This is a genomic window from Pandoraea faecigallinarum (assembly GCF_001029105.3).
In the GTDB taxonomy this organism is placed as follows: domain Bacteria; phylum Pseudomonadota; class Gammaproteobacteria; order Burkholderiales; family Burkholderiaceae; genus Pandoraea; species Pandoraea faecigallinarum.
On the sequence record NZ_CP011808.2, the window covers coordinates 361,105 to 386,625 of the forward strand.

A 25,521-nucleotide genomic window follows, 5' to 3' on the forward strand; every position below is an offset into this window, starting at 1 on the left:
TAAACTCATTTTGTTAGAGATTCTTAAAGCGGCGCATCACCTTCTCCCGCACCCGCGTAGGCTGATGCGAATTCTCCGCACGGTTGTTCAACCCTTTATGCTGGCGGTGTTCGGCGCTTAGCCCGAGCTCGTGGTGGGCCGCCGCATAGCTGCGCAGTTTGTCTGTGACGATCACGCGCGCACCGCCATGGCGCTTGAGCAGGCGGCGCATGAGCCGTTTGGCGGCGGCCGTGTCGCGACGGCTTTGCACCAGCACCTCAAGCAATGCGCCGTGTTCGTCGACCGCCCGCCACAGCCAGTGCTTTTTGCCGGGGATCGTCACGACCACTTCGTCAAGATGCCACTTTTCGCCGCGCCCCGCGGACCTCGCTCGAATACGCCCCGCGATGGCCAGACCGAACTTCGTCGCCCAGCACCGTACCGTTTCGTACGTGAGTTCGATCCCGTGGGCGGCCAGCATCTCCTCAACCATGCGCAGGCTCGGCGGGAATCGGTAATATAGCCACACTGCGTAGCTGATGACGTCGGGCGGAAAACGGTAGCCTATGAATGAGATCACGACCTCGCTCGAGCGCGCGGGGCTGACTGAGGTTTTTTTCATGTCGCATTCTATCCTCCATCGCTAACAACCTGACAATACCGTGGGCACTGATCGAACCTTTGCTGCCGACGCCAACACCGCGACGCCAGAAATATCCAGGGCGGCTACCGGTTTCAAACCGAGCTGCACTGAACGGCATCCTGTTCGTGTTCAAGACCGGGATACGCTGGTGCGACCTGTCGACCAAGTTGGGATTCGGTTCGGGGCCAACCTGCTGGAGGCGCTTGTGCGACTGGCAGAAAGCCGGCGTATGGATCAGGTTGCACCAGCTACTGCTGGACAAGTTACGCGAGGCGGGCGAGCTCGATTTCTCACGAGCAGCCGTCGATTCATCTGAAAGAGACTGGATTTGACCTGACCGACAGTGTCCGATAGTTCTGCGCTCAGGCTCGTTAACCACTTTTCCGTGCAGACTGTTTCTCGCCGTTCAAAACCGGCCCGGGGTCGTCGGGATAGGACAACTCGAGCACCACACCGGACGGCAACACTTCGCACATTGTCCGTCAGGTCAAGTACCGGCTGATACAATTCATCGTCGGTGCGAGCCGTTGGGGCGGGCGAAAAACGGACCCGAACCCCACGGATCGCTCGCGACCAGGTTCCAAGCATCACATCCTCGTCGATGCAAATGGCATCCCCGTCAGGGCAATCCTGACCGGCGCGAACCGCAACGACGTCACCCAGTTGCTGCCGCTCGTCGACGCGATCCCACCCATTCGCGGCGTGCGCGGCCAACCGCTTCTGAAGCCCAAAGTCATCTACGCAGACCGTGGCTACGATTCCGGGCCGCATCGTCAGCGGCTTCGCGAGCGCGGCATCAAACCGGTGATCGCCAGGCGCCGGACAGAACACGGCAGTGGCTTGGGCAAATTCCGCTGGGTTGTCGAACGTACTCATGCGTGGCTTCACAACTCTCGCCGTCTTCGCATTCGCTTCGAACGTCGGGCTGACATTCACGAGGCATTCCTCAAACTCGGCTGTTCTCTCGTCTGCTGGAACATCTTCCGGCGCGCTGAGCCGTCTTTTTGAAACAGTCTCTTAACGAGCACTGGTTCACGACGCTCGCGCACGCTCGGGCTGTCATCGCGGCATGGCGTCAGGACTATAACGAGCAAAGGCCACACAGCGCACTGAACTACCTTGCGCCGTCAGAGTTTGGGGTTCCACGCCGGAACCCCGGAAGATTTCGTTAGTGCGCTGGATGCATCGGCTGTGCCACCAGGCGCACGCCCAAGGCAGCGCAAACGCGGCTGATCGTCTCGAAGCGCGGTTCGCTGCCGGGCCGAAGCGCTTTGTACAGCGCTTCGCGCGCGATGCCAGAATCCTTCGCCACCTGCGACATCCCTCGTGCACGGGCAATGTCACCGATAGCAGCGGCCAGCAATGCCGGATCGTTCTCTTCAAGAACGGTTGTCAGGTACGCCGCCACTTCCTCTTCGCTGTTCAGATATTCGGCCGCATCGAACTCGGAGAGTTCGGAAACCTTAATTCTCTTGGTCATAATCAATCCTCCAGGGATTTCGCCAACGCAATGGCTCGCCGAATGTCGGCCTGCTGGGTGGACTTGTCACCGCCTCCCAGCATCACGATCACCAGCTCGCCGCGCTGAACGTAGTACAAGCGCCAGCCTGGCCCGAAATGTTCGCGCATCTCGAACACGCCTTCGCCTACAGGCGCCACGTCGCCCAAGTTGCCAAGCTGGGCCTTGCGCAGCCGCTTAACGAGGCGCTGCCGTGTCAGGCCGTTCTTCAGGCCTTGGAGCCAATCGGAGAACTCGCCGAGTTGTTTCACCGTATAGGTCATAAATCAACTGTAATCGATTGATTACGCAATGTCAAACCGATGCGGACGGCTTCGGCCGCTTATTGTCGGATAACAAGTGGTTTGCGACATTGAGGTCGGACGGAATTCGTGGAGGCCAACGGGTTAGGCAGCGATGTGATTCAAATAGAAGCGCTGCGTGAACGCGACAGGCGATTGGTAGTTCAGACGCGCCTGCGTGCGCTGCTGATTGTAGAAGATTTCGATGTATTCGCTAATCGCCAGGCGCGCCTGCTCGCGCGTGGCGAAGCGTTGATGATTGACCAGTTCATTCTTCAGCGTTCCTCAGAAGGATTCGATGGGCGCGTTGTCGTAGCAGTTGCCACGGCGGCTCATCGACGCGCGCATGTCGAACCGGCCGTTGAGTGCTTGATAAGCCAGCGCACAATATTTGGGCGGATTCAACCGGTCGTCGCAACACCATTGATCGACGAGGTGTTGCGTGAGAAGAAGTGCAAAGCAGGTATATCGGTTGTCAGGGCGAGCAGCGATTGACCTTGCCTCGAAACGACGTACAGCAGAGAAGTTGGATAATCTGTTGAACGGAGGTGGGTATGGGCGAAAAAGGGGTACCGAATCGTCGCTACACGGATGAGTTCCGGGTGGAGGCGGCAAGACTGGCAAATTCGGTGGGACACAATGAGGCGGCACGCCGTTTGGGGGTGCCGATGGCGACCCTCGGAAACTGGGCGCGCAAGCAGCGCGAAGGCGGGGCGGCCACGCCAGGCGCGGCAGCCTCTGTGAGCCGCGCCAAGCCCGGCGTATCGGAGCTGGAGGCGGAAGTCAGTCGGCTACGCAAGGAATTAGCCAGTGCGAAACTCGATGTGGAAATCCTCTCAAAAGCGACGGTAGGTTCAATGGGTCGCTGCAACAGCCTCGCGTAGTTTATCGGCCGGAGACATGAAGCCCAATGTTTTTCTGGGCCTTTCATTGAGCCGCGCTGCAATTTTGTTCAGCTCCGCCTGCGAGTATTGATCAAGTTGCGTACCGTGGGGCAAGTACTGACGCAGGAGTCGGTTCGTGTTTTCGTTGGTGCCGCGTTGCCAAGGACTTCGCGGGTCGCAGAAGTAGACTTTCACATCCGTGGCGATCGTGAAGTCTTTGTGGTTCGCCAGTTCCATTCCTCGGTCCCAGGTGAGCGACTTGCGTAGATGCTGCGGCAACCGCTTAACCTCGCGCTTCAGGCCCGCCACGACGCTCAACGTGTCCTTCCCCTTTACCTTGACGATGATGGCGAACCTCGATCGCCGCTCGACCAAAGTGGCGACATGAGTATTGTTGGCGCCACTGACGAGATCTCCTTCCCAATGCCCCGGTACCGCACGGTCGGCTGCTTCAGGTGGTCGCTCGTGAATCGAAACCGCGTCAGCAATCTTATTGCGAGCTCCCTTCGTGCTGGAAAAGCGTGAGTGACGCATCTTCCGTTGGGTCCGCAGGTGATACTGCAGCTCCTTCTTGAGAACGCCGCGCGCTTGCACGAACAGGCTGCGATAGATCGTCTCGTGAGACACGCGCATCGCCTCGTCATCGGCATATCGGTTCTTAAGCCAACCGCTCACTTGCTCCGGAGACCATTCGCGGTAGAGCTTGCGCTCGACCGCATAGCGCAAGCGCCGGTTCTGCTCCAGGAGGCAGCGTTTGGGACGCAGAGCAGCCTGCAAGGCTCGCTCTTGCGCTTCCAGAGCTCGATAGTGGCCTGTTCCGCCGTTACGCGCAATCTCACGGGACATTGTTGAAGGCGCGCGGTTCAACTGGCGGGCAATCGCTCGAACTGAAAGCCCAGCCGAGACGCCCCGCGAGATCTCTTCACGTTCGCTCAAGCTCAATGCCCGCAACGACCGCTTACGAACACTAGGGGTGTACCCTCCGCATAGTCGGATCACGCCGTAGATGGAGCCGGCAGGCTTGCCTAACGCCTTGCCGATGCCAAGAAACGATTCACCTGCTCGCCACCGTCGCCAAACCTCTGACTTGCCTTCCGGCGGCAAACCTGGCCGTCCCATTTGTGCCATTCCTCAACCCTCCCTCATTCGATATTAATAGGAAGGTGTTGCCTCGACCCATTGAACCTACCACGGCATACTTCGCGAAGGGGTCGCGGTGAAGTATGCATGGATCGACGCTCACCGCGACCAATACGACGTAAGCCGTCTGTGCCGAGTGCTGAGGGTCTCGCGCAGTGGCTACTGCCAATGGCGGGTACGGAGGCCAAGCGAGCGGCGGCAGCCGCAGGCGGCCTTCGATGACGAAGTCGCCCGTCTGCACGCGCAGAACCGCGGCTGCTACGGCCGTCCAAGACTGGTCAAGGCGCTGGCCGCCCAGGGCATGAAGACGAGCGCAGAGCGCGTGCGCCGCAGCTTGATACGTCAAGGTTTGCGGCCGGCATACCGGCGGGCATGGCAGACGACCACAGACTCGGCTCACCGCTTGCCGGTGGCGCCGAACCTGCTGGCGCGACGCTTCGATGGATGGGGGCCGAATCAGGCGTGGGTCGCGGATATCACGTACCTAGCGACGGACGAAGGCTGGTTGTATTTGGCGGCCATTCTGGACCTGGGAAGCCGGCGCATCGTTGGGTGGTCGATGTCCGAGCGCATCGATGCCAAGCTCGTGTGTGCGGCGCTGCGCTCTGCGCACGGGCAACGTCGGCCGCCTCGGGGCTTGATTGTACATAGCGATCGCGGCGTGCAATACGCGAGTTGGTCGCACCGCGCGCTTGCTCAGGGGTACGGGATGGTCATGTCGATGAGCCGGCGTGCCAATGCTTGGGATAATGCGCCGATGGAGAGCTTCTTCAAGACGCTGAAAGTCGAGCAGACGTCGCGATGCCGCTACGAAACACGAGCCCAAGCAAGACTGGATGTGATGAACTGGATCGAAGGCTTTTACAATCGTCAACGCATCCATTCATCGATCGGGTACCGCACGTCGTGTGATTACGAAACGATGCTACAAGCGGCGTGAGTTGCTGTACGTGAAAACGAGGCAAGGTCAGATCTCGCGGGGCGTCTCGGCTGGGCTTTCAGTTCGAGCGATTGCCCGCCAGTTGAACCGCGCGCCTTCAACAATGTCCCGTGAGATTGCGCGTAACGGCGGAACAGGCCACTATCGAGCTCTGGAAGCGCAAGAGCGAGCCTTGCAGGCTGCTCTGCGACCCAAACGCTGCCTCCTGGAGCAGAACCGGCGCTTGCGCTATGCGGTCGAGCGCAAGCTCTACCGCGAATGGTCTCCGGAGCAAGTGAGCGGTTGGCTTAAGAACCGATATGCCGATGACGAGGCGATGCGCGTGTCTCACGAGACGATCTATCGCAGCCTGTTCGTGCAAGCGCGCGGCGTTCTCAAGAAGGAGCTGCAGTATCACCTGCGGACCCAACGGAAGATGCGTCACTCACGCTTTTCCAGCACGAAGGGAGCTCGCAATAAGATTGCTGACGCGGTTTCGATTCACGAGCGACCACCTGAAGCAGCCGACCGTGCGGTACCGAGGCATTGGGAAGGAGATCTCGTCAGTGGCGCCAACAATACTCATGTCGCCACTTTGGTCGAGCGGCGATCGAGGTTCGCCATCATCGTCAAGGTAAAGGGGAAGGACACGTTGAGCGTCGTGGCGGGCCTGAAGCGCGAGGTTAAGCGGTTGCCGCAGCATCTACGCAAGTCGCTCACCTGGGACCGAGGAATGGAACTGGCGAACCACAAAGACTTCACGATCGCCACGGATGTGAAAGTCTACTTCTGCGACCCGCGAAGTCCTTGGCAACGCGGCACCAACGAAAACACGAACCGACTCCTGCGTCAGTACTTACCCCACGGTACGCAACTTGATCAATACTCGCAGGCGGAGCTGAACAAAATTGCAGCGCGGCTCAATGAAAGGCCCAGAAAAACATTGGGCTTCATGTCTCCGGCCGATAAACTACGCGAGGCTGTTGCAGCGACCCATTGAACCTACCATGCCTTGGTTCTAGCAAAGAAGTTGGCTCGGCAGAAATAGCCAAAATAGTGCTTGAACTGAGGCAGGAATTCCCCTTGACCGATCTTCTCCAGGCTGCGAGGTTGCCACGCAGTACGTACTACTATCGGATCAAAACGCTGGCCACCCCAGACCGGCATGGTGGGCTCAAGGCGAAGATTCAGGCGGTCTATGCTGCACATCGCGGCTTGTATGGCTATCGTCGCATCACCTTGACTATCCGCAGTGATGGCGAGCTGGTCAATCACAAGAAGGTGCAGCGCCTCATGAACGAATTGGGAATCAGGTCGAGGGTGCGCAGGAAGAAGTTCCGGTCGTACCAGGGCGAAATCGGCGAGGCCGCGCCAAACCTGCTCAATCGTGAATTCACCGCGTCGGGCCCAAACGAGAAGTGGGTTACCGATGTGACCGAGTTCCGGGTCGCGGGGAAAAAGCTGTACCTTTCTCCGGTCATGGACCTCTACAATGGGGAAATTGTTGCCTACGAGTCGAGCTATCGCCCCGACTTCCCGATGGTCATGGGCATGCTCAGGAAAGCTGTCAAGAAACGCGGAAATGCGGCTACACCGATGCTTCATTCAGACCAGGGTTGGCACTATCGCATGCAACCGTACCGAGCGGCACTGGCGCGCTATGGAATGAAGCAAAGCATGTCGAGAAAAGGAAATCGCTTCGATAACGCGGCCATGGAGAGCTTCTTTGGCACTCTGAAGGCCGAGTACTTCCATCTCTCGGACTTCGAAGACGTCGACGCATTACGAGTAGGTCTGAAGGGCTACATCGACTACTACAACCGGCGCCGCATCAAATCGAAACTTGGTGGACTGAGTCCCGTGGAATATCGAATGCGAGCGGGAAAAAACTAACGCTTCAACGTCCAACTCTCGGGGTTCAGTTCAAATCCGGGGCGATTCATCACCCTCCCCGCTCAGCGTCATGACCGAGCAGCGATATGTCAAGCCGTCGGCCCTTGCGGTTTGCGCCCGTGCCCCACCGGGCTGCGCAGTCGCGCCCCCCGGGCCCACCGCGTTCAAGCCACGCATATCGCGTCGGAGACCGCAGGCCGCGTGGCGCCGATGCTCGTCGTCTGCCGCCGAGCCCGCGCACGATACTTGCAGGAAAGCGTGTGCAGCGTTAAGCCCCCCGGTTAAGCCGCGTGCGGCTCTGTCACATAGTTGGCGGCCGCGGCGAGTCGCCGCTCCAGCCCCCTCTTACCCTCGATATGAAGGGCGATACTCGTAACCACATCTACAAACTTCTGCTCATGCTTATCGGGGTTATGAACGGCCGCTTCGGACATATCACGAAGCTCACTGAATCCGTCAATCGCGCCTTGCATGAGCAGTCGTTTGGTCACCCTGACGCGCAGTTTCGAACGGGCGACGCTGCGATCGGCCGGTTCCTGCGCATCGAGTTCCGACGACAACTTTGCCTGCGCATCGAGTTCCGACGAAAACTTTGCCTGCGCATCGGGATTCTTCGACAACGCCAGATATCTCGCCATCAGCGCAGCAACGAAGAATTTGTCGGACTCCGGGCCCCCCTCCGCTAGAAACTGCCGCTCGAGCTCACTGAGCTTTTCGTTGGCCCACCCTTTAATCTTCTCGACATCGTGTAACGACGGTGCCGTGACCTGCTTTTCCTCTCGTCCCGCCCTGACCCATTCGACGACGGCAAAACCTAGCCAGAAGACGGCCAACGTGACGACGGCCGTCGTCGCGGCCAGCGCCGCCACACCGCCGATGCCGAGATACGCAAACCCGCCGAGCAGCACTGAGAGCGTCGTTGTCCCCACCCCGACCCCGATACGAATCTTGGCATTAAGTCGTTGCTTGTCTGCCACTTCGATCGAATGCTCAGCGTTCTTCAACAACTTGGCATGCACGACGTTCGCTAGCTTGTTCGCGACGAGAAGTGATTGCTTGTCGGATACCTGGAGCAGTTCGTGGAAGCTCGCTTTGCCCGCCGAGCCCGTTTTTTTGTCGACGAGCAGTCTTTCATCGAGCGCCTTCAAATTTTCGGATGACCACGTGGCTTCATTCGAAGCGGCTAGCCCCTCGCTCGTTATCCCGAGCACTTTCACTTTAAAGTCTGCCAGCGTCTGCGCGTCCTGGGCGGCACGCGTGTGCTCTATCGTGCCTTGCGCGATATGCAACACACCGCCTATGGCACCGAACACGCCGGTGAACGCGCCCAACAGCGGGGAAATTAAAAAGCCGAATTTGGTGCCTGCCCAATTCAATAATCGCACCACGGTGGCCCCTGCCTGAACATAGACGTCGCGAACATACCAAACCCTGTTGGCGCGCGCGGGTAAGCTCGCCACTGCCGAGGCCGCAATGAGCTCCTTCTCTTTGAGGGCCGCTGCCGCCTGGTAGGGGTTCGGGCGCGCGGCTTGTTCGTCGCTGCCCTGGATGGCGGCATCGGCTTGCCCCTCACCCACGGCGTCCACCTTGGGCGCTTCGCGCCGAGCGGCGCGGGCTTTTTGCTCGGCCGCCTGCCTCTTGCGCTCGTTCGCTTGTGTCTTGAACTGGGCATGGATCTCACGGAACTCGGCGGCGGCCTTCTCAACTTTGCCGAGCTCTTCGTTGCGCTTTTTTTGCTCGGCGGCTTGTTGGCGGCCCAGCCACCAAACGGTTAACACTTCGGCGATCGCCCCACCTTGCATGACCGGATAAATCGACATGGTGGCGGCAGAGCCGAGGGTTCGCACTTTCTCAAAAAACTGCGCGACGGTACCGCTCAAGTAGGCCGCCGCCGCGGCTAGCCAGCTCCCGTATAGGGTCGGCGTCCACCAACCGCGAGCGCTGGAGGGCACCGGCTTCGAAGCGCTCGCCGGCGCCGCTACCGGCCCGTGCAGAGACGCCCTCAGCGAGACGGGCAAAAGGCCACAACTTAGGCCCCCTTCCTCTTGAACCCCACCGCCCGGGGGCGGGGCGCTCCCTTTGTGTGACGGCGGTGCGGCATGCTCCGCGACGCGCACGCGCACGCCCCCGCTCGGGGGACATTCTGGCTCGCAGGCCCGCTCTTTATTTATTTGCAGCAACGGTCGCCAATTCGCCGCGCCGACTACTACCCTTTTCGGGTCGGAACACTCCGCGGGCGGGCCGCCGGCCATAATGGGCGCCACGATGTGTAGCCCCGCCTCGCCGCATACGTTCGCCAGCCTATGGCGTACGTGATCGTTGAAATGCGAAGGGGCAGATTTAAATTTCTCGACAAGATCTTCGCCCAGGGGGCCGTTGGGCGGCGTCAAGCGACTGTGCTCCACCTGGACATGCAAAGCAAACGGCTGCGCCGGGTCAGCCTGCGCCGAGGTCTCAGCGCCTCTCTTGGGCTCCAGCCAGAAGATGCTCTCTAGGCATGTGTGCAGACCCCGGAGATCGGACTTGTTGTCCGCAAGAACGCCGTCTGCCGGGGGCGAGGCATCGGCAGGCGGTGTCCACCACTCGTCATGGCGCACCCGCACCTTGCCCTCGGACGTCAAAGTCATGTGAGTGGCGCTTTGAGGCGAGCCCGTCGAGAATATGGGCATCGCATATTCCGCAGCGCGCCGAGGGAGCTCCGCGAACTCACGCGTGCCCATCAGAATCGCGAGCGCGTGCGCCGCCTTGCGCACGTCACCCTTATCGGCGCCGCTGCGTTGCAGCGCTGAGGCGACGAGCTCGACGATGTGCTCGAACCCCGCCTTGCCGCACGCCACGGGCGTGAGTGCGTGATTTTTGGCGAGGGTTTCGCGGTCGATGAGGATGGCTCCGTCTTGCGCGAACGTCGTTATCGTCAAGTCTTCCGCCGCGCGTTCCGTGTCGAAAAACCGATTGGCCAGACATGCGTAGACCTCATCCGTGGGCTCGGGCGCGTCGCATGTCTTGGGTTCGGTCGGCTCGTCGGGGGGGGCTATCTTGTTAATCCTCTCTTCTTCGGAAATTGAGGCAGTGGCGACAATGGCGTAACCGTGGCGCATAACTGAGAAGGCTTAAAGTCATTGGCAACTCGCGACTTTTACCCCAAAACCCGGCAAAAAACTTTCGAAATTGTGCATAAACTTCCATACCGTGTCAGACCACAGCGCCTGATGCACGACGCTTAGAGGCCAGTTCAAAAAGTCAGTTGAGTGTTTCTGAGGATGTTCCAGCAGACGAGAGAACAGCCGAGTTTGAGGAATGCTTCGTGAATATCGGCGCGCCGATCGAAGCGGATGCGAAGCCGCCGGAAACGATGGAGCCAGGAGTGGGTGCGCTCAACGACCCAACGATATTTGCCCAGCCCGCTGCCGTGTTCGGTCCGACGCTTGGCGATCATAGGTTTGATGCCTCGCTCGCGCAGTGCGCGCCGGTGCCGGGTGGAATCGTAGCCGCGATCGGCATAGACGATACCGGGCTTCTGAAGCGGGCGGCCGCGAACACCGCGAATCGGTGTAATCTCGTCAACGAGGCGCAGCAACTGTGTGACGTCGGCGGCGTTCGCGCCGGTGAGGATCGCGACGATTGGGATACCGTTGGCGTCTACGAGGAGGTGGGGCTTGGAACCGGGTCGCGCCCTATCCGTGGGGTTCGGGCCAGTTTTTCGCCCGCCCCAACAGCACGCACCGATGACGAATCGACGGCGGCATGTGAGAGATCGATTTGGCCAGCTGCGCGCAGTTTGTCCAGCAGTAACTCGTGTAGCTGCTCCCATACGCCGGCCTTCTGCCAGGCGTTCAATCGTCGCCAGCAAGTGGCTCCTGAACCGAAGCCCAGGCGGATCGGCAAATGGTTCCAGCGAATGCCGGTCTTGAGCACGAACAAGATGCCGTCGAGTGCTGCTCGATCGGGCACGCGCGGGCGACCAGGATCGCTTTTCGCGCGAGGCTTCACCTCTGGCAGTAACGGTTCGATCAGTTGCCACAAATCGTCGTCAATGATCGGCGCTTGCATTCCCTCAGTCCCCGTTGCCTGGATACCTGAGCTTGACAGGTCGCCTCGAAAGTTAACAGCCCCTCTCGGGATTTTTGAACTGGCCTCTTAGGCAACAACGTTCGGCGCTGCGGTGCGTGCATACTGCGAGTAATGTTCGGCACCTTATCAGTCGTGCTCAGGATCAATACCTCAAATACGAAATTATTGACAGCCCACGACGACGAGCCTCAGTCCCGCTGCGACACCCTCGTCAAAACGGCGCTGTCACCGTAAATCTCACACCTTGTTGCAGCCCGCCCATCCCGGTGCTCGCGCTGTAATCGAGTCCGAACACCAGCGCGCGAGTCCTGAGCTTCGTTCCGACGCCAATCTGCACGCGATCGCTGCCGTAAGGGCTGCCGGGGACGAAATACACTGGCCCGCTCGATGCGAGATCCGCATACGCGAGCCCCGCCAGGCTCTGTCCGCTGAAGTCGTGCTGCAATTCGACGCGGATGTAGGGCGAGAACGTCCCGATGAGCGTCGCCTTCGAAAAACCCCCCGCACACCCAGCGCCCCCGACAGCGTGTTCACGTTCTGCTTGAAATACGTCAGCGCGTTGAGTCCTGCACCCGACTCGCTGTATTGGTCGAGCGTCGAGCGCGACGCGCTCAGACGTCCGCACGGCGAGAACAACCAGTCGTCGCTGCGGTACTCATACCCGGCCGACAGCGCCCCGAAGAACTGCTGACCATTGCGCTTGCCCGTCGCGTAATCGTTCGCGTCGATCACCCAGCGTCGCGAATCGAAGCTCAACGTTCCGAAGCCCGCCACTGCATCGACGAACAACGTCCGCGTCGGACGGAAGCTCGCATACCGCGCACCGCTGTAGCTATCGCCCGTGCTGCGCGTACCCGAACTGCCGATAACGGTCAAATCGTGGCCGTAGCCCACGCCCGCCCCCAGCGAGAACTGGTCCGAAAACCGGTAATCCGCGCCCATCGTTACGCCGCCCGTCGCGAAGCGAAACCCCGAGCGCTGCGCCGACGTGTTGGCCAAACCGAAGTCCACCGTCCCCGCCGTCCAGAACGCGAAACGCCTGTCTTCGTTTGCCCCCGCTCCGGGCAGGTTCGGCACGCTGCCATCGCCCGTTCCGATCCCGCTCGCGCCCACGGACTTGTCTGGCGCGTCGAGACCGCGCGCCTTGCTCTGCGCCATCGGACTCGCATCGCCGCGCAGACAGGCGTCGCGCTCCGAAATGCCGACGACGTCGTCGCAGCACGATGCGTCGCGCTTGCGCTGCGCGTTCGGCAGAATCACGTTAAGCCCGTTGCCCGACGGCGCGCGTCCCGTGCCGTGCAGCGCTTCGAGACGCGCGTTGTAGTTGCCGATCTGCGTTGTCGCGAGTCGGCGTGCCGCCTCCACCTGCGCGCCTATCAGGCCGGAGACGTCGGGATCGGTCGACGGATCCTTGCGCGGCGCGGCGGTGACGCGTGCGGTCGCCGGTGCCGATGTCGCGTTGGCGTTCGACAGCGTGTAGGTGATGATCGCCGTCCCGGCGAACGCGGCCGCTGACGCGAAACGCAACCTGTAGCGGTTGCCCGTCGCTCCGGCCGACGCGGGTGTAGCAATGAGCGTCACGGTGCCCGCATTCACCGGCGACACCGACACGAGGTTCGCGGCCGTGAATGGCCCGCCGATGGCGCCGCCGGTGATACTAACTTTTTAGAAAGTAAATTCATTGTGCCGCATATTGGCACTCGGGTTGTTGGAAGAACGATTTGACGAGTTCGGGCAGTTTTTGGATTCGCCGCAGGGCGCCAAGTGCGAGTTTTTTCATGTCATCGCTGTTTTGCACAAGGCGTCGGCTGACCTGGCGTTTGACATGCGCCCACACTTGTTCGTCCGGGTTCAGTTGCGGTGCGTACGGCGGCAGGTAGAACAGCTTGAGCCGGCCATCGAGCGATGCGACATAGTCTTTGACGAGCTTGGATTTATGGATGGGATGACCATCGACGATGAGGAACACGGGTTTTGTCGCGCCGATCATCAGGCGCGTGAGGAATTCTTTGAAGGTACGTGAGCTCACGGAACCTTCATGAATCATGAACCGGAAGTCGCCGCGTGGGCTGACTGCCGAGATCATATTCAACGAGAACCGGCGTCCGGTCACGGTAACGACAGGCGTTTGTCCAATCGGCGCCCAGGTTGTGCCGGTGTGGTAATCGGAACGAATGCCGGCTTCATCGGCGAAGTAGATCGTGGCACCTTCGGCACGGGCCTGGGCTTTGATCGCGGGATAGGTTTCGGCTTCCCACTGCTGGACTAACTTGGCATCTTGCTGCCACGCTTGGTACAGCGGCTTTTGAACCGAGAACCCAAGCAGTTTCATCACGCGACTGACGGAGGCCAACGCCAGGGTTTTTCCGAACTGCCGTTTGATCAACTCGCCGATCAGCGACAATGTCCACAAACCGAATTCGAACTTGAACTGTTGCGGGGAGTTCTCGCGAACGGCTTGGGCAATCCAGCGCATTTCGTCGGCGCTGATCTTTGGCGGGCGACCGGAAATCGGTTTGGCCAGCAATGCATTTTGCCCGCCGTCAGCGAACTTCGCGAGCCAGCTAAAAATCGTGCGAACACTCAGGCCGTACGCAGCCGCCACGTTGGCTACCGCTTCGCCTGCGCGCACCGCTTTGACGGCTTGCTGGCGCATGACCTGGAGGGTGTGGTGGTCCAGTTTGCGACCGTCGGATAAGCGTTTGCATTTCATCTCGACACTATATCGCAAAAGTGATTTTACTTTCTAAAATGTTAGTATCAATGTCCGTGGTGCCGTTGGCATCGACCGTCGCTTGCAGGTTCGACGCCGGCACCGGCACCGCGGCTACCGTCACGGTCACGGCGATGGGCGTCGATGTGCCGAAGGCATTCGTGAGCGTGTAGGCGAACGACACGTCTGCATTCGTGGTCGCCGCCGGCGTATAGACGATGTCTTCGCCGTTCTCGACGGCCATGCCGCTCGCAGGCGGCGTGGAGATCGCCACGCGCGAAACGGCCCACCCACCGCATTGGCCGTCGCACGGATGGTGACGGGCGTGGTCGAGGACGTTCGCACTTGTACCGCGGGCGCCGACGGCACCTGATTCGACGTCGCGGAGTTGATCGTGAGCGGCAGCGTTTTCGTCGTCGAGAACGGCGCGCCGGGGCCGGAGGAACTGTCGGTGACCGTGATGTTGATGTTGTATGGTCCACCGGGCTGTGTCGGTGTCCCGGCAATGGCGCCATTGGCAATGCCCAACCCCGGAGGCAGACCGGTGATGGCGTAATTGTAGGGCGCGGTGCCGCCGCTGACGGAAAGCGGCTGATTGTATGGCTGCCCGGCCGTGCCGGCGGCCAGCGCGGTGGTATTGATCGCCAGTGTCGGGGCGACTGCCGTGTACACGTAGTTGACGTTGGCCGCGCTCGTTCCCCCAGCCGCCGTAACCGTGACGCCGGCCGTGCCGACACCCGGCGGCGACATCACCGTAATGCTCGTTGCACTGACGGTCGTCACGTTAGTCCCGGGCCGCCCGCCGAAAGACACATCGGTCACGCCGACGAAATTGGTCCTGGTGATCGTCACTAGCGTACCGCCGCTCGCAGGCCCGGAAGGCGTGGTAAGGCTTGAAACGGTCGGTGTGCTTGCGAAGACAAATGCGTTACCCATCGGCGTCGACGTATCGTCCGGCAACGAGACGAAGATAGTTGCGGGACCCACGGCGTGTGCAGGCGCAACAGCCGTGAGGTGTGACGATTCGGTGACGACGACGTTTGTGGCCGCACCGCTGTCGAAGCTCACCGTCACTCCCGCGACGAAGCCGCTGCCTGTCAGTTCGAACGGCGTGCCGCCGGCCGAGGAGCCGCTGGTAGGAGACACTGACGGAGGGCAAGAGGAGCGGCCCCGAATGCGAATGACGCGTTCGCGAAAGCCAGTACGAGAAGCGCGGCGCGAAACCGGTTATACCAGGACGCGGGCAGTCCGCCGCGAATATTCATTCTTGTTTCCCCGAGTTGCTGACTTCCGTTACGCCGAGGTCGGTTTCAATGGACCGCCGCCGGTGCTGCGTTCATATCCGCCGAGATTGTTGCCGTTCGACGAATGTTTTCGAGTAATGATCGATATTCGGCAAGTCGCGCGAAAGAGTAAAAAAGCTTTGATTTCCCGTCAAGCGCCGCGCGACCGACACCGTACGCGCATGGCCGGATCTGCGGGTAATCACCGACGTTTTCGCTGTTCTCTACTCTGCAAAGACTTCCTGCAACGTCCGCAGGGTGCTCAATAGCGTTTTATCGGTAACGGCGCCCTCTTTCTTTACCAGGCACACCTTGTCCACGGCGCGAAGTTGGTCCAGCAAAATCAGCCCGCTCGTGCGCATGAACGTAATCGGAATACGGAACGGCGCGGGCCGCCCCTTCGTCGTCATCGGCGCGACGATCACTGTGCGCAGATGATCGTGCATTTCAGCCGGCGAGACGACCACACACGGCCGTGTCTTCTGAATTTCGCTACCCTTTGTCGGGTCCAGGGCAACGAGCCAAATCTCCCCGCGCGCTACCACATCAGCACCGAATCGTCAGCGTTGGAAAACTCGCCCATCACCAGCGCGTCATCGCCAGCAGCGGCCACATCCTGGCTGGCCTCAGCCCAGCCCTCACGCGCCTTCTTTTGCGGTTTTCGAATGACAAGCGCGTCGTCCTCAACCGCAATATCCACTTCCCCCTCCAGACCAAGCTGAGCAAGAATCGGTTTGGGGATCAGTACCCCCTGTGAATTACCCATCCTTCGAATCGTAGTTCTCATAGTATCACCGTAACCACAATGTTATTACATAAAAAGTCAAATGGCAACACAATGTTATTACTTTAATCCTCACGTGTCGCGCTCGTAAGTATTGCCCCGGCCGAAGTCCTGAATGTCGTCGGGCACGTGCACCGCTGGATGGCTTAGGTACCGCAGTGCGGGCGGCAGTCTTTCGTGATTGCTGCCCGCAGGCTCACTTCTTCTCGAATCAGTCCACACGGCTGGAGCACGTCGGCCACTTCGATGCGAGGTCCGGCGCAGGATGATATGCAAAGTTATTTCTGGGACGGGACACTAGCATATCCGCGGCAACTGCTCTCCGCTCAGCATATCCAGCTCGCGCGAGCCGCCGATGGTGCTCAAGTGGACCCCTGAGCTTCGCCGCGCCGCCTCAACGTGCCCGATGACTGCCGCCCGTTCGTCGAAGCGCCGCATAACCGCCACTGCGCGGCTGGCGTGGTCGGCCGGCACCAGCACCACGAAGCGCCCCTCGTTTGCGACGTACAGCGGATCGAGGCCGAGGATCTCGCACGCACCGCGGACCGCATCCGACACGAGAATGGCGGCTTGATCCAGGTGAATGGCGACGTTCGCCGCCTGCGCGATCTCGATCAAGCCGGTCGCAAGGCCGCCGCGCGTCAAATCGCGCATGCAGTGCGGCTCCACGCCCGCTTCGAGCAGCCCGAGCACCGCGCCGGCGAGCGGTGCGCAATCGCTCGTGATTTCCGATTCGAAGCCCAGGCTTTCGCGCGCCGCCAGGATGGCGATGCCATGCCTGCCAATGTCGCCGCTCAGGATCGCCGCGTCGCCGGGTCGAACGTGTTGCGGCGCGACCGGCCGGCGCGCGCGAATCAGACCCACGCCTGACGTGTTCACGTAAACACCATCCCCCTTGCCCCATTCCACGACCTTCGTATCGCCGGTCACGATGCGCACGCTCGCCGCGTGCGCCGCGTCTCGCATCGAGTCGATGACCCGGCTCAGCGCCTCGATGGAAAAGCCCTCTTCGATCACCAACCCGACGCTCAGATAGCGCGGCTCGGCACCGCACATCGCCAGGTCGTTCACCGTACCGTTGACCGCCAGCGAACCGATGTCTCCGCCGGGGAAGAACAACGGCCGCACTACATAGGAATCCGTAGTAAACGCAAGCCGTGCGCCTCGGGGGTCGATCTCGAGCGTGGCGCCGTCATGCGTGAAGTCTTCGGGCGCGGTGGCGAGCGCCGGCCGAAAGAGACCCTCGATCAGACCGTGGGGAAGCCTGCCGCCGCCGCCATGCGCGAGTTCGATGGCGCCGCCCGCGGCCGCTGGCGCCGGACAGGCGGGAGAAAGAAACGGGGACTCGCTCATGTGGGCCTCTCGTTGCCGTGGCTTGTTGCGTCACCATCGCCCGCGTCGTTGCGGCTCGACGCCTCCGTCCGGCGGTAGCGAAAGTAAGCCGCGCAAACGCCTTCGAATGACACCATCGTCGCGCCGAGCGGGTGTTCCGGCGTGCAGCGCGTGCCGAACGCGGGACAATCGCAGGGCTTCTTGCGGCCACGCAGCAGTTCTCCAGCAATGCACTCCCCCGCGCACTCCGTCGGAACCACGCCATCTGTAAAGCGCGTGAGCGCGTCGTAGCGCTGGTAGCGGGAAGCGAGACCAAGCCCGCTCGCCGCAATCTCGCCGATGCCGCCCCAGCGCTGCGCTTGCACCGTGAACACCCGGGCGACGGCCTCCTGCGCAGCACGATTGCCTTCACGCCGCACCGCGCGGCTGTACTGGTTCTCGACCGCGGCCTCGCCAGCCTCGAGCTGTCGTATGCACAAGTAAAGTCCCTGCAGCAGATCGACCGGCTCGAAGCCCGTCACCACGATCGGGACGTGATATCGCTTCGCGATCGGCTCGTACTCCGTGTAGCCCATCACCGTGCAGACGTGCCCTGCCGCCAGGAACCCTTGCACACCGGAATCCGGGTCGCCCAGGATCGCTTCGATTGCCGGCGGCACGAGAACATGCGGCACTAGCAGATAAAAGTTTTCGAGACGCTCGCGCTCCGCTTGCAGCACGGCCATCGCGGTGGCGGGCGCGGTGGTCTCGAAGCCGATCGCGAAAAAGACGACCGCACGCTGCGGCTCCTTGCGTGCGATCGCCAATGCATCGAGAGGCGAATAAACGATGCGGATATCCGCGCCGCGGGCCTTGGCGCCAAGCAGGCTGCCGCCCTCGCCCGGCACCCGGAGCATGTCGCCGAATGAGCAGAACGTCACGCCGCGCCGGCCGGCTATCGCAATCGCGGCATCGACGACGCCCGCCGGCGTCACACAAACCGGGCACCCCGGGCCGTGCAGCAATGTCACGCCCGCCGGCAGCATCCGGTCGATGCCATGCCGCACGATCGAATGGGTCTGGCCGCCGCAGATCTCCATGATCGTCCAGGGACGCGTCGTGACGCCTGCTGTCGCCGAGCGTAGCGGCGCGCGGCAACCGGGTCGCGCCATTCGTCGACATACTTCATCTGCCTGTCTCCCGGGAATCGAAATCGGCAAGGTATGCAAGCGTCCCGAGCGCCTGCGCTTCATCGATCACGGCAATCGCGAAGCCCGCATGCACCATCACTTAGACGCCCGGCCCGGCCTCCGGGACGTAGGCGAAGTTCGTCTGTTTGACGATGCCGCCAAAGGCAACCCGCCCCTGCCGGGTAAGCGGATCGTCGCCATCGATGCTGAGAATCTGTCCGGGAACGGCTAGGCACATCAGCGCTTCTCCTCAATCATCGGCTGTGCCGCAAAGACGGCCTGCCCTGCTGCAAGCCCCCCATCGTTCGGCGGTATGCGGCGATGGCCCCAGGTCTCGAAGCCCGCCGCACGCAGTCGTGCGATCGCCAGCCCGGCGAGCCGCGCATTCTGAAAGCACCCGCCGCTCAGCAGAACCCGGCGCATGCCGATGCGCCACGCCACCTCGACAATGATTGCCGCGAGCGCATCGTGAAACGCGGCGGCAAGCACGGGCGCGGCCATGCCTTCATGGCTTGCGTGTGCGAGCGCGACGAGCGTCGGCCGCCAGTCGGCGACGAGCGTCCCGCGAGTGTCGCGCAGCACAGGCGCGGCCAGCTCATGGGATCGGTCCGCGCGCTGGGCGATGGACTCCAGCGCGATCGCCGCTTCCCCTTCGAAGCTTGCCCGACGGCACACGCCGACGATGGCCGCGGCTGCATCGAACAGCCGCCCCGCGCTCGATGTGAAGGGCGAGTGGATGCCGCGTGCGAGCATGGTCGCAAATAGCGTTCGCTCGCGGTCTGTCAGCGCGGCAATCGGCGGGCACTCCATCATCGTCAACGCTGTCTCGCCGAATGCCGCGTAGAGCGCACCGAGCGCTGCGCGATCAGGCTCGCGCGCGGCCCTCTCGCCGCCGAGCAGGCGAAACGGCAGCAAATGAGCGACGCGCCGAAGGCGGCCGTGCTCGAGCGCAAGAAATTCGCCGCCCCAGACGGTGCCGTCGCCGTCGTATCCGCTTCCGTCCCAGGCGACGCCGAGCAGCGGCGCTTGCAGACCGTTGTCGGCCATTGCCGCCAAGACGTGGGCAAGGTGATGCGGCACGTGCTCCACGCGAGCGGACCGGCGTTGCGCGACCTGCGTGCTGTGATAGTCCGGATGGGCGTCGCACGCAATCGTGCGCGGCGCCACGCGGTACAGCCCGGTCATGGCGTCGATCGCTCCGGCAAAGGCTTCACGGCCTTCGTCGCTGTCGAGATCGCCGATATCGGGGCCGAGCACCAGACGCCGCCCCGACGTCAAGGCAATGGCACTCTTTCCGTGGCCGCCCAGCGCAAGGATCGGCGCGGCATCGCCCGTAGTACCACCCAGCTCGACCGTGAGCGGCGCATAGCCTCGCGCATGCCGCAGGACCACGGGCTCATCCGCGATCACGCGCACAATCGAATCGTCGACCGCATGTGCGATCACCCTGTCGTGGACGGGAAAGAGATCGGCTATCCCGGCAAGCCTGTCGAGCGCATCCCGCTCGTCGACGATGATCGGCTCGCCGCCGCGGTTGCCGCTGGTCGCCACGATCGGAAAGCCGAGCTCTTGCATCAGCAGATGATGCAGCGGCGTATAGGGCAGCATGATGCCGAGCCACGCGTTCGTAGGCGCAACGGCTGGCGCCACAACGGCCTGACCAGCACGCGCGCGCAGCAGCACGATCGGCGCAGCGGCGCAAGTCAGCCGCCGCCGCTCCTCTTGAACGATCTCTGCCAGCGCCTCGGCGTCCTCGATGCCCGGCACCATGATCGCGAAAGGCTTCGAAGGCCGGCGCTTGCGCTCACGCAGGCGGCTCACCGCGGCATCGTTGCGCGCGTCGACGAGAATCTGGAAACCGCCGAGCCCCTTGATGGCGACAATCGCGCCCGAGCGCAACGCATCGGCGGCCGCGCGCAGCGCGTCGTGCTCCGTCGCCCGTGCCCGCCCCGCCGCATTCCATAGTGTCAAGCGGGGACCACAAAGCGCGCATGCGTTCGTTTCGGCATGAAAGCGCCGTGATTCGGGATCGTTATACTCCGCACGGCATGCGGGACACATTGTGAAGCGTCGCATCGTGGTGCGCGAGCGATCGTAGGGGATGTCCTCGATGATGCTGAAGCGCGGCCCGCAATGCACGCACGTCGTGAACGGATAGCCGTAGCGCCGATTGCCCGGGTCGCGCATTTCGGCGAGGCAGGCCGGGCAGATCGCAAGATCGGGCAGCACGACGGCGAAATGGCCACCCTCTTGCGTGCTCGCCATGATCTCGAAGTCGCGCTCGCCTTGCGGCGCGATGCGCAGAATGCTCAGCTCACGCACCGCGGCCGGCGGCGCCGTCTCCGAATCGAGCCGGGCAACGAAGCGCTCCAGCACGTGCGCTGGACCTTCCACTTCGAGCACCACGCCATTGCCGGTGTTGCGCACGAAGCCGGCTAGCCCCGCGCTCACCGCGAGCCGGTGCACGAACGGGCGGAACCCGACGCCCTGCACCGCGCCGTTCGCTTCGATCCGCAGCCGTTGAAGGGAGGCATCCGTCATCGCGGCGATCGCGAATTCGCTCATTTGGACTCGCCCCCGCCGTCCGGCACCTCGAGTTCGAGGCTTTGCAGCATGACGTGCTGCGCGTGCGCATCGTGCACGTCGTACGACGCGACGATGCGCAGCATCGCGTGCTCGGCCGACGTGCCGCGCACCTCCTCGTCGAAATGCTCCCGGAAATGCGCCGGCGAAAATCCGCTCAGCGCGCCAAGCCACACTTGAACTTCGCGCACGCTCCCGGCGCCCGCTTGCGCCGCAGCGGACTCGACTTTGCGCACCAGGTCGCGAACTATTCCTGTTTCATGCATGGGACAATCCCTCCTGCGAGCCGCCCCGAAGCCGCATCGCTTCGGCGATCACGCAATCTGCGACCTGCTCCGCGGCAGCGGCGACCGCCTCCGTCATCGCCGCACCGGCATCGAAAGAGGCACCTTCGATCGCGTAGACGACGATGTGCCGCGATGCGACGCCCAACGCCTCCGCAAGCGCAATCGCATCGGCGAGCCCGAACGCGTGACTGGACGTAAATGACATGTCCCGCTCGGGCTTGCCGGTTGTCAGATCGATTCGGCGGATGCGGCCCGGCGCCCCCATCGGGGCTGATGCATCGATGCAAATCAGCGCGTCGGCGGCGGCCACGTCGTCGCCGATCATCATCAGGTCGCCGCTGCGCGTGAGGACGCAGACGTCGCTCAGCAGGCGGCCCGCGAGCCTGCTCGTGACAAGGGCACTGATGCCGTCGTCGCCGCGATCCGGATTGCCGATGCCGATCACACGCACGCTGCGCGTCGCGGCAGGCGGGTCGATCATGTTCGTCATGTGCGCTCGACCGACAGTTTGAGGAAGTGGGCGGAACATGAAATGCAAGGGTCGTAGTTCCGGATGCTCCGCTCGCAACGATCGCGAATCACGTCATCCGGCTCATCGATAAGCGGTGTGGCCGCCGCCGCGAGATCCGCCTCCATGCTCGGCTGATTCTGCGAAGTCGGTGGCACGATGCGCGCGTCGCGGATCATGCCTTCGTCATCGAAAACGTACCGGTGCCAGCAGATGCCGCGCGGGGCCTCCGTGCAGCCGAAACCGACGACCGCGCGCGGCTCAATCGGCATGGCCGCCTGCTCGGGCGGCTCGTATTGCGCGATCAGCCGCAACGGCGTTGTCAACTTAGGGATGTCGTCGAAGCCGATGCACGAATCGACAGCGATTCAAAAAGTATGAGACGGATTTTGGGTAACGTGGGTGAATTCACGCCATTGAGCAAAGTGCACCGCGAGCTGTTTGCGAAAGAGCGGCGCGCGCAGCAAATGTCGTTTGAGTGCGAAGTGTTGCCGGATTGGCCCGAAGCTCGAGAGGAAGGTTTGCGTGCGCGCTAGGTCGCGAAAGCCACGCATGCGCCGCTCGCGCTCCCGCGTAGGTTGATGGCTGTTCTGCGCGCGATTGTTGACTCGAGCCGCTGCTTTGACGAACACATGCTTTACATTGGCCAGCGCCGGGATGTCGGCTTTAGCCGCCGGATAGCTGCGCAGTTGCTCGGTCACGATCTTGTGCGGCACCGGGTTCGAGCGCAGCACGCGCTTAAAGAAGCGCTTGGCGGCCGCCTTGTCGCGCCGCTTCTGCAGCAGGATGTCGAGTTGCGCGCCATGCGCGTCGACGGCGCGCCACAGCAGGTACTGCTCACCGCGCAGGCCTACAAACATCTCGTCGAGGTGCCACGTGCTACCGGGCTTGCGGCGTGCCGCTTTCACCCGGTGAGCAAAGCCCGCGCCAAACTTGTCGCACCAGCGGCGGATCGTCTCGTAGCTGACTATCACCCCACGCTCGAACAGCAACTCTTCGATGTCGCGCAAGCTGAGCTGAAATCGGAAGTACCAACGCACGGCATGGCTGATGACCGACGCCGGGAATCGGTGGCCGTGATAGAGTGATTTCGGTTTTCTCATCGCTTCATCGTACGCCAACTTACCGATAACGTGACAGTGCCAACCTCCGTACAAACAGGAAATTAACAAATTCCTGCTGTACGTGAAATCGGGGCAGGGTCAGTCTCGCAGTGGGCTGCATTACGACGCGTGGCCAGACCACGAGAATGAGGTGCTAGCGGCGCGTCTGGTGGCGTTGGCGCATCAACGTCGTCGATTCGGCTACCGCCGGCTGCACGCCCCGGTGAAACGCGACGGCATGCACGCCGATCTTAAGCGCAGCTATTGCCTGTACCGTGAGGCAGGGCTGGCTGAATGGTCGGCGCATGAAGTGCCTGAGCGTCGTCGTCGACTTCACGAAAGAGGCTGTGGTAGGTTCAATGGGTCGCTGCAACAGCCTCGCGTAGTTTATCGGCCGGAGACATGAAGCCCAATGTTTTTCTGGGCCTTTCATTGAGCCGCGCTGCAATTTTGTTCAGCTCCGCCTGCGAGTATTGATCAAATTGCGTACCGTGGGGCAAGTACTGACGCAGGAGTCGGTTCGTGTTTTCGTTGGTGCCGCGTTGCCAAGGACTTCGCGGGTCGCAGAAGTAGACTTTCACATCCGTGGCGATCGTGAAGTCTTTGTGGTTCGCCAGTTCCATTCCTCGGTCCCAGGTGAGCGACTTGCGTAGATGCTGCGGCAACCGCTTAACCTCGCGCTTCGGGCCCGCCACGACGCTCAACGTGTCCTTCCCCTTTACCTTGACGATGATGGCGAACCTCGATCGCCGCTCGACCAAAGTGGCGACATGAGTATTGTTGGCGCCACTGACGAGATCTCCTTCCCAATGCCCCGGTACCGCACGGTCGGCTGCTTCAGGTGGTCGCTCGTGAATCGAAACCGCGTCAGCAATCTTATTGCGAGCTCCCTTCGTGCTGGAAAAGCGTGAGTGACGCATCTTCCGTTGGGTCCGCAGGTGATACTGCAGCTCCTTCTTGAGAACGCCGCGCGCTTGCACGAACAGGCTGCGATAGATCGTCTCGTGAGACACGCGCATCGCCTCGTCATCGGCATATCGGTTCTTAAGCCAACCGCTCACTTGCTCCGGAGACCATTCGCGGTAGAGCTTGCGCTCGACCGCATAGCGCAAGCGCCGGTTCTGCTCCAGGAGGCAGCGTTTGGGTCGCAGAGCAGCCTGCAAGGCTCGCTCTTGCGCTTCCAGAGCTCGATAGTGGCCTGTTCCGCCGTTACGCGCAATCTCACGGGAAATTGTTGAAGGCGCGCGGTTCAACTGGCGGGCAATCGCTCGAACTGAAAGCCCAGCCGAGACGCCCCGCGAGATCTCTTCACGTTCGCTCAAGCTCAATGCCCGCAACGACCGCTTACGAACACTAGGGGTGTACCCTCCGCATAGTCGGATCACGCCGTAGATGGAGCCGGCAGGCTTGCCTAACGCCTTGCCGATGCCAAGAAACGATTCACCTGCTCGCCACCGTCGCCAAACCTCTGACTTGCCTTCCGGCGGCAAACCTGGCCGTCCCATTTGTGCCATTCCTCAACCCTCCCTCATTCGATATTAATAGGAAGGTGTTGCCTCGACCATTGAACCTACCGTCGACATCGTCGTCGACCATGGCATCTCAGGTTTGTATGTCGCACAGGCATGGGAGCGTGCAGCTCACTTCCGCGGCTATGCCAAGGCGGTGCGAACAGACCAGGGACCCGAATTTACGAGCCGCGCGCTTGGCCCGTGGGCGTATGCGAACGGCGTCATGCTGAACTTGATTCAGGCGGGCAAGCCACCGCAGAATGCGTACATCGAATCGTTCCACGGCAAGTTCGGCGACGAATGCCTTACCGAGCATTGGTTCACAGCCCTTGCTCACGCTCGGGCTGTCATCGCGCCATGGCGTCAGGACCACAACGAGAGTCGGACTCACGCAGCTCTCAAAGAGCTGGCGGCGGCCGAATTCGCCCGACGATTGGTGATTTTAAACAGGCCGACTTGACCCGATACGCCGAAAAACCTGCTCTGGATTGGGTACAAAAAACCCAAGCCGATCACGGCGCAGCTCAACGTCGGTGGCCGCCACGTCTATCTGAAAAACATGCTCAACCGCTTGCCGATCCACCGCGCCGACGACATCGCCGCACTTCTGCCGCATCGTTGAGCACCCGCCGCCGCTGGATTGACGGCAATTTGCCCGCGGGAGGTCTTCACCGGGTGCTTACGATTGCGCTTACTCGCACAACGAATCCTCCTTGAGCGGGAGCTGGTGGGCCTGATGCGTGAGGCGGTGCAGAATCGCGCCGACGGGTGCGGGGTCCCTCAACCGTGTGCCCGTGGTCGGGCGGCAACTGGCCAGTGATCGCGGCTGCGCGCGTGTCGACACGATTATCGAGCATTTCGGACAGATTGTTGCGCCCCGCTGGTCACTTTTACTGTCTCAATAGTGTTAGCTTTAGTA

18 protein-coding genes and 14 pseudogenes are annotated in these 25,521 nt (G+C 61.8%); 10 read left to right on the forward strand and 22 right to left on the reverse strand.

The window, feature by feature from the left end; all coding sequences use genetic code 11:
* Positions 1-19 precede the first annotated feature (19 nt).
* Positions 20-601 (reverse strand): annotated as a pseudogene (locus AB870_RS24730) (IS6 family transposase); the annotation flags it as partial.
* 35 nt (positions 602-636) lie between these two features.
* Between AB870_RS24730 and AB870_RS26095 the strand changes: the two are divergent.
* The 3 pseudogenes from AB870_RS26095 to AB870_RS26100 all read left to right on the forward strand — a co-directional run.
* Positions 637-930, forward strand: a pseudogene (locus AB870_RS26095) (transposase); the annotation flags it as partial.
* Between the two features lie 197 nt (positions 931-1,127).
* Positions 1,128-1,630: pseudogene (locus AB870_RS24735) on the forward strand (IS5 family transposase); the annotation flags it as partial.
* Positions 1,624-1,794: pseudogene (locus tag AB870_RS26100) on the forward strand (integrase core domain-containing protein); the annotation flags it as partial. The pseudogenes AB870_RS24735 and AB870_RS26100, both read left to right, overlap by 7 nt.
* On the opposite strand, the gene AB870_RS24740 reads toward AB870_RS26100, so the two are convergent.
* From AB870_RS24740 to AB870_RS26675, 3 genes and pseudogenes are all read right to left on the reverse strand, one after another.
* Positions 1,791-2,102, reverse strand: coding sequence for an addiction module antidote protein (locus AB870_RS24740; protein WP_174554749.1), 312 nt, complete (start codon positions 2,100-2,102; stop codon positions 1,791-1,793). The pseudogene AB870_RS26100 and the gene AB870_RS24740 sit on opposite strands and share 4 nt — an antisense overlap.
* A 2-nt stretch (positions 2,103-2,104) precedes the next feature.
* Entirely contained in the window at positions 2,105-2,404 is a 300-nt protein-coding gene (locus AB870_RS24745; RefSeq protein WP_047909252.1) for a type II toxin-antitoxin system RelE/ParE family toxin, read from the reverse strand.
* Between the two features lie 123 nt (positions 2,405-2,527).
* Positions 2,528-2,815: pseudogene (locus AB870_RS26675) on the reverse strand (IS3 family transposase); the annotation flags it as partial.
* Positions 2,816-2,976: 161 nt separating this feature from the next.
* Here AB870_RS26675 and AB870_RS26110 point away from each other — a divergent pair.
* Positions 2,977-3,264, forward strand: a pseudogene (locus AB870_RS26110) (transposase); the annotation flags it as partial.
* 12 nt (positions 3,265-3,276) lie between these two features.
* Here AB870_RS26110 and AB870_RS24755 read toward each other — a convergent pair.
* Entirely contained in the window at positions 3,277-4,434 is a 1,158-nt protein-coding gene (locus AB870_RS24755) for an IS30 family transposase (RefSeq protein ID WP_047909254.1), read from the reverse strand.
* Between the two features lie 64 nt (positions 4,435-4,498).
* On the opposite strand from AB870_RS24755, the pseudogene AB870_RS24760 reads away from it, so the two are divergent.
* The 3 pseudogenes from AB870_RS24760 to AB870_RS24770 form a co-directional block, all read left to right on the forward strand.
* Positions 4,499-5,386: pseudogene (locus AB870_RS24760) on the forward strand (IS3 family transposase); the annotation flags it as partial.
* A 28-nt stretch (positions 5,387-5,414) separates the two neighbouring features.
* Positions 5,415-6,365, forward strand: a pseudogene (locus AB870_RS24765) (IS30 family transposase); the annotation flags it as partial.
* A 38-nt stretch (positions 6,366-6,403) separates the two neighbouring features.
* Positions 6,404-7,258 (forward strand): annotated as a pseudogene (locus tag AB870_RS24770) (IS3 family transposase); the annotation flags it as partial.
* Between the two features lie 281 nt (positions 7,259-7,539).
* Here the strand turns inward: AB870_RS24770 and AB870_RS24775 are convergent.
* From AB870_RS24775 to AB870_RS27300, 5 genes and pseudogenes are all read right to left on the reverse strand, one after another.
* Positions 7,540-10,356, reverse strand: coding sequence for a hypothetical protein (locus AB870_RS24775; RefSeq protein ID WP_047909258.1), 2,817 nt, complete (start codon positions 10,354-10,356; stop codon positions 7,540-7,542).
* Between the two features lie 134 nt (positions 10,357-10,490).
* A protein-coding gene (locus tag AB870_RS26115; protein WP_157112539.1) for an IS5 family transposase occupies positions 10,491-11,308 on the reverse strand; the annotation gives its coding sequence in 2 pieces (ribosomal slippage) (positions 10,491-10,960 and positions 10,960-11,308; 819 coding nt in all).
* Positions 11,309-11,540: 232 nt separating this feature from the next.
* Positions 11,541-12,487: pseudogene (locus tag AB870_RS27490) on the reverse strand (autotransporter outer membrane beta-barrel domain-containing protein).
* A gap of 520 nt (positions 12,488-13,007) precedes the next feature.
* Positions 13,008-14,042 carry an IS630 family transposase gene (locus AB870_RS24795; protein WP_047906187.1) on the reverse strand — a complete coding sequence of 345 codons (1,035 nt, stop codon included), beginning with the start codon at positions 14,040-14,042 and terminating at the stop codon, positions 13,008-13,010.
* A gap of 7 nt (positions 14,043-14,049) precedes the next feature.
* The gene (locus AB870_RS27300; protein WP_047909262.1) at positions 14,050-14,316 is read right to left on the reverse strand and encodes an Ig-like domain-containing protein; all 267 of its coding nucleotides are present in this window, start codon (positions 14,314-14,316) and stop codon (positions 14,050-14,052) included.
* 120 nt (positions 14,317-14,436) lie between these two features.
* Between AB870_RS27300 and AB870_RS27305 the strand changes: the two genes are divergently transcribed.
* Positions 14,437-14,598 carry a hypothetical protein gene (locus AB870_RS27305; RefSeq protein ID WP_237170169.1) on the forward strand — a complete coding sequence of 54 codons (162 nt, stop codon included), beginning with the start codon at positions 14,437-14,439 and terminating at the stop codon, positions 14,596-14,598.
* Positions 14,599-14,768: 170 nt separating this feature from the next.
* Here AB870_RS27305 and AB870_RS27625 read toward each other — a convergent pair.
* The 11 genes and pseudogenes from AB870_RS27625 to AB870_RS24850 form a co-directional block, all read right to left on the reverse strand.
* Positions 14,769-15,188, reverse strand: a pseudogene (locus AB870_RS27625) (IPT/TIG domain-containing protein); the annotation flags it as partial.
* A 361-nt stretch (positions 15,189-15,549) separates the two neighbouring features.
* Entirely contained in the window at positions 15,550-15,870 is a 321-nt protein-coding gene (locus AB870_RS24805; protein ID WP_047909263.1) for a type II toxin-antitoxin system PemK/MazF family toxin, read from the reverse strand.
* Positions 15,864-16,112: an AbrB/MazE/SpoVT family DNA-binding domain-containing protein gene (locus tag AB870_RS24810; protein WP_047909264.1), complete on the reverse strand. Its 249-nt coding sequence runs from the start codon at positions 16,110-16,112 to the stop codon at positions 15,864-15,866. The genes AB870_RS24805 and AB870_RS24810 overlap by 7 nt, the downstream gene beginning before the upstream one ends.
* Before the next feature lie 294 nt (positions 16,113-16,406).
* The gene (gene hypE, locus AB870_RS24815) at positions 16,407-17,462 is read right to left on the reverse strand and encodes a hydrogenase expression/formation protein HypE (RefSeq protein ID WP_047909265.1); all 1,056 of its coding nucleotides are present in this window, start codon (positions 17,460-17,462) and stop codon (positions 16,407-16,409) included.
* Positions 17,459-18,609: pseudogene (gene hypD / locus AB870_RS24820) on the reverse strand (hydrogenase formation protein HypD). Before hypD ends, hypE begins: the two are co-directional and overlap by 4 nt.
* A 101-nt stretch (positions 18,610-18,710) precedes the next feature.
* The gene (locus AB870_RS27630; RefSeq protein WP_167362761.1) at positions 18,711-18,848 is read right to left on the reverse strand and encodes a HypC/HybG/HupF family hydrogenase formation chaperone; all 138 of its coding nucleotides are present in this window, start codon (positions 18,846-18,848) and stop codon (positions 18,711-18,713) included.
* Positions 18,848-21,175: a carbamoyltransferase HypF gene (gene hypF, locus AB870_RS24830; RefSeq protein WP_237170171.1), complete on the reverse strand. Its 2,328-nt coding sequence runs from the start codon at positions 21,173-21,175 to the stop codon at positions 18,848-18,850. Before hypF ends, AB870_RS27630 begins: the two co-directional genes overlap by 1 nt.
* Positions 21,172-21,459, reverse strand: a complete 288-nt coding sequence (locus AB870_RS24835) for a hydrogenase/urease maturation nickel metallochaperone HypA (RefSeq protein ID WP_047909266.1) — start codon at positions 21,457-21,459, stop codon at positions 21,172-21,174. The genes hypF and AB870_RS24835 overlap by 4 nt, the downstream gene beginning before the upstream one ends.
* Complete coding sequence (locus AB870_RS24840; protein WP_237170172.1) at positions 21,452-21,925, reverse strand: hydrogenase maturation protease; 474 nt, start codon at positions 21,923-21,925, stop codon at positions 21,452-21,454. The genes AB870_RS24835 and AB870_RS24840 overlap by 8 nt, the downstream gene beginning before the upstream one ends.
* Before the next feature lie 41 nt (positions 21,926-21,966).
* Entirely contained in the window at positions 21,967-22,302 is a 336-nt protein-coding gene (locus AB870_RS24845) for a nickel-dependent hydrogenase large subunit (RefSeq protein ID WP_237170173.1), read from the reverse strand.
* Between the two features lie 54 nt (positions 22,303-22,356).
* Positions 22,357-23,091, reverse strand: a complete 735-nt coding sequence (locus AB870_RS24850) for an IS6 family transposase (RefSeq protein ID WP_047909409.1) — start codon at positions 23,089-23,091, stop codon at positions 22,357-22,359.
* Positions 23,092-23,188: 97 nt separating this feature from the next.
* Here AB870_RS24850 and AB870_RS26685 point away from each other — a divergent pair.
* Positions 23,189-23,459, forward strand: a pseudogene (locus AB870_RS26685) (IS3-like element IS407 family transposase); the annotation flags it as partial.
* Here the strand turns inward: AB870_RS26685 and AB870_RS24855 are convergent.
* Complete coding sequence (locus tag AB870_RS24855; protein WP_047909269.1) at positions 23,448-24,605, reverse strand: IS30 family transposase; 1,158 nt, start codon at positions 24,603-24,605, stop codon at positions 23,448-23,450. The pseudogene AB870_RS26685 and the gene AB870_RS24855 overlap by 12 nt on opposite strands.
* A 61-nt stretch (positions 24,606-24,666) precedes the next feature.
* On the opposite strand from AB870_RS24855, the pseudogene AB870_RS24860 reads away from it, so the two are divergent.
* Positions 24,667-25,062: pseudogene (locus AB870_RS24860) on the forward strand (integrase core domain-containing protein); the annotation flags it as partial.
* Positions 25,063-25,521 lie beyond the last annotated feature (459 nt).

Excerpts from the sequence above, each read along its gene's own strand:
- hypE (WP_047909265.1), bottom strand. The coding sequence starts at position 17,462 with ATGAGCGAGTCCCCGTTTCTTTCTCCCGCCTGTCCGGCGCCAGCGGCC.
- AB870_RS24855 (WP_047909269.1), bottom strand. The coding sequence starts at position 24,605 with ATGGCACAAATGGGACGGCCAGGTTTGCCGCCGGAAGGCAAGTCAGAG.
- AB870_RS24775 (WP_047909258.1), bottom strand. The coding sequence starts at position 10,356 with ATGCGCCACGGTTACGCCATTGTCGCCACTGCCTCAATTTCCGAAGAA.
- AB870_RS24835 (WP_047909266.1), bottom strand. The coding sequence starts at position 21,459 with ATGCATGAAACAGGAATAGTTCGCGACCTGGTGCGCAAAGTCGAGTCC.
- AB870_RS24740 (WP_174554749.1), bottom strand. The coding sequence starts at position 2,102 with ATGACCAAGAGAATTAAGGTTTCCGAACTCTCCGAGTTCGATGCGGCC.
- AB870_RS24745 (WP_047909252.1), bottom strand. The coding sequence starts at position 2,404 with ATGACCTATACGGTGAAACAACTCGGCGAGTTCTCCGATTGGCTCCAA.
- AB870_RS24850 (WP_047909409.1), bottom strand. The coding sequence starts at position 23,091 with ATGAGAAAACCGAAATCACTCTATCACGGCCACCGATTCCCGGCGTCG.
- AB870_RS24795 (WP_047906187.1), bottom strand. The coding sequence starts at position 14,042 with ATGAAATGCAAACGCTTATCCGACGGTCGCAAACTGGACCACCACACC.
- AB870_RS27630 (WP_167362761.1), bottom strand. The coding sequence starts at position 18,848 with ATGTGCCTAGCCGTTCCCGGACAGATTCTCAGCATCGATGGCGACGAT.
- AB870_RS24810 (WP_047909264.1), bottom strand. The coding sequence starts at position 16,112 with ATGAGAACTACGATTCGAAGGATGGGTAATTCACAGGGGGTACTGATC.
- hypF (WP_237170171.1), bottom strand. The coding sequence starts at position 21,175 with ATGAGCGAATTCGCGATCGCCGCGATGACGGATGCCTCCCTTCAACGG.
- AB870_RS24755 (WP_047909254.1), bottom strand. The coding sequence starts at position 4,434 with ATGGCACAAATGGGACGGCCAGGTTTGCCGCCGGAAGGCAAGTCAGAG.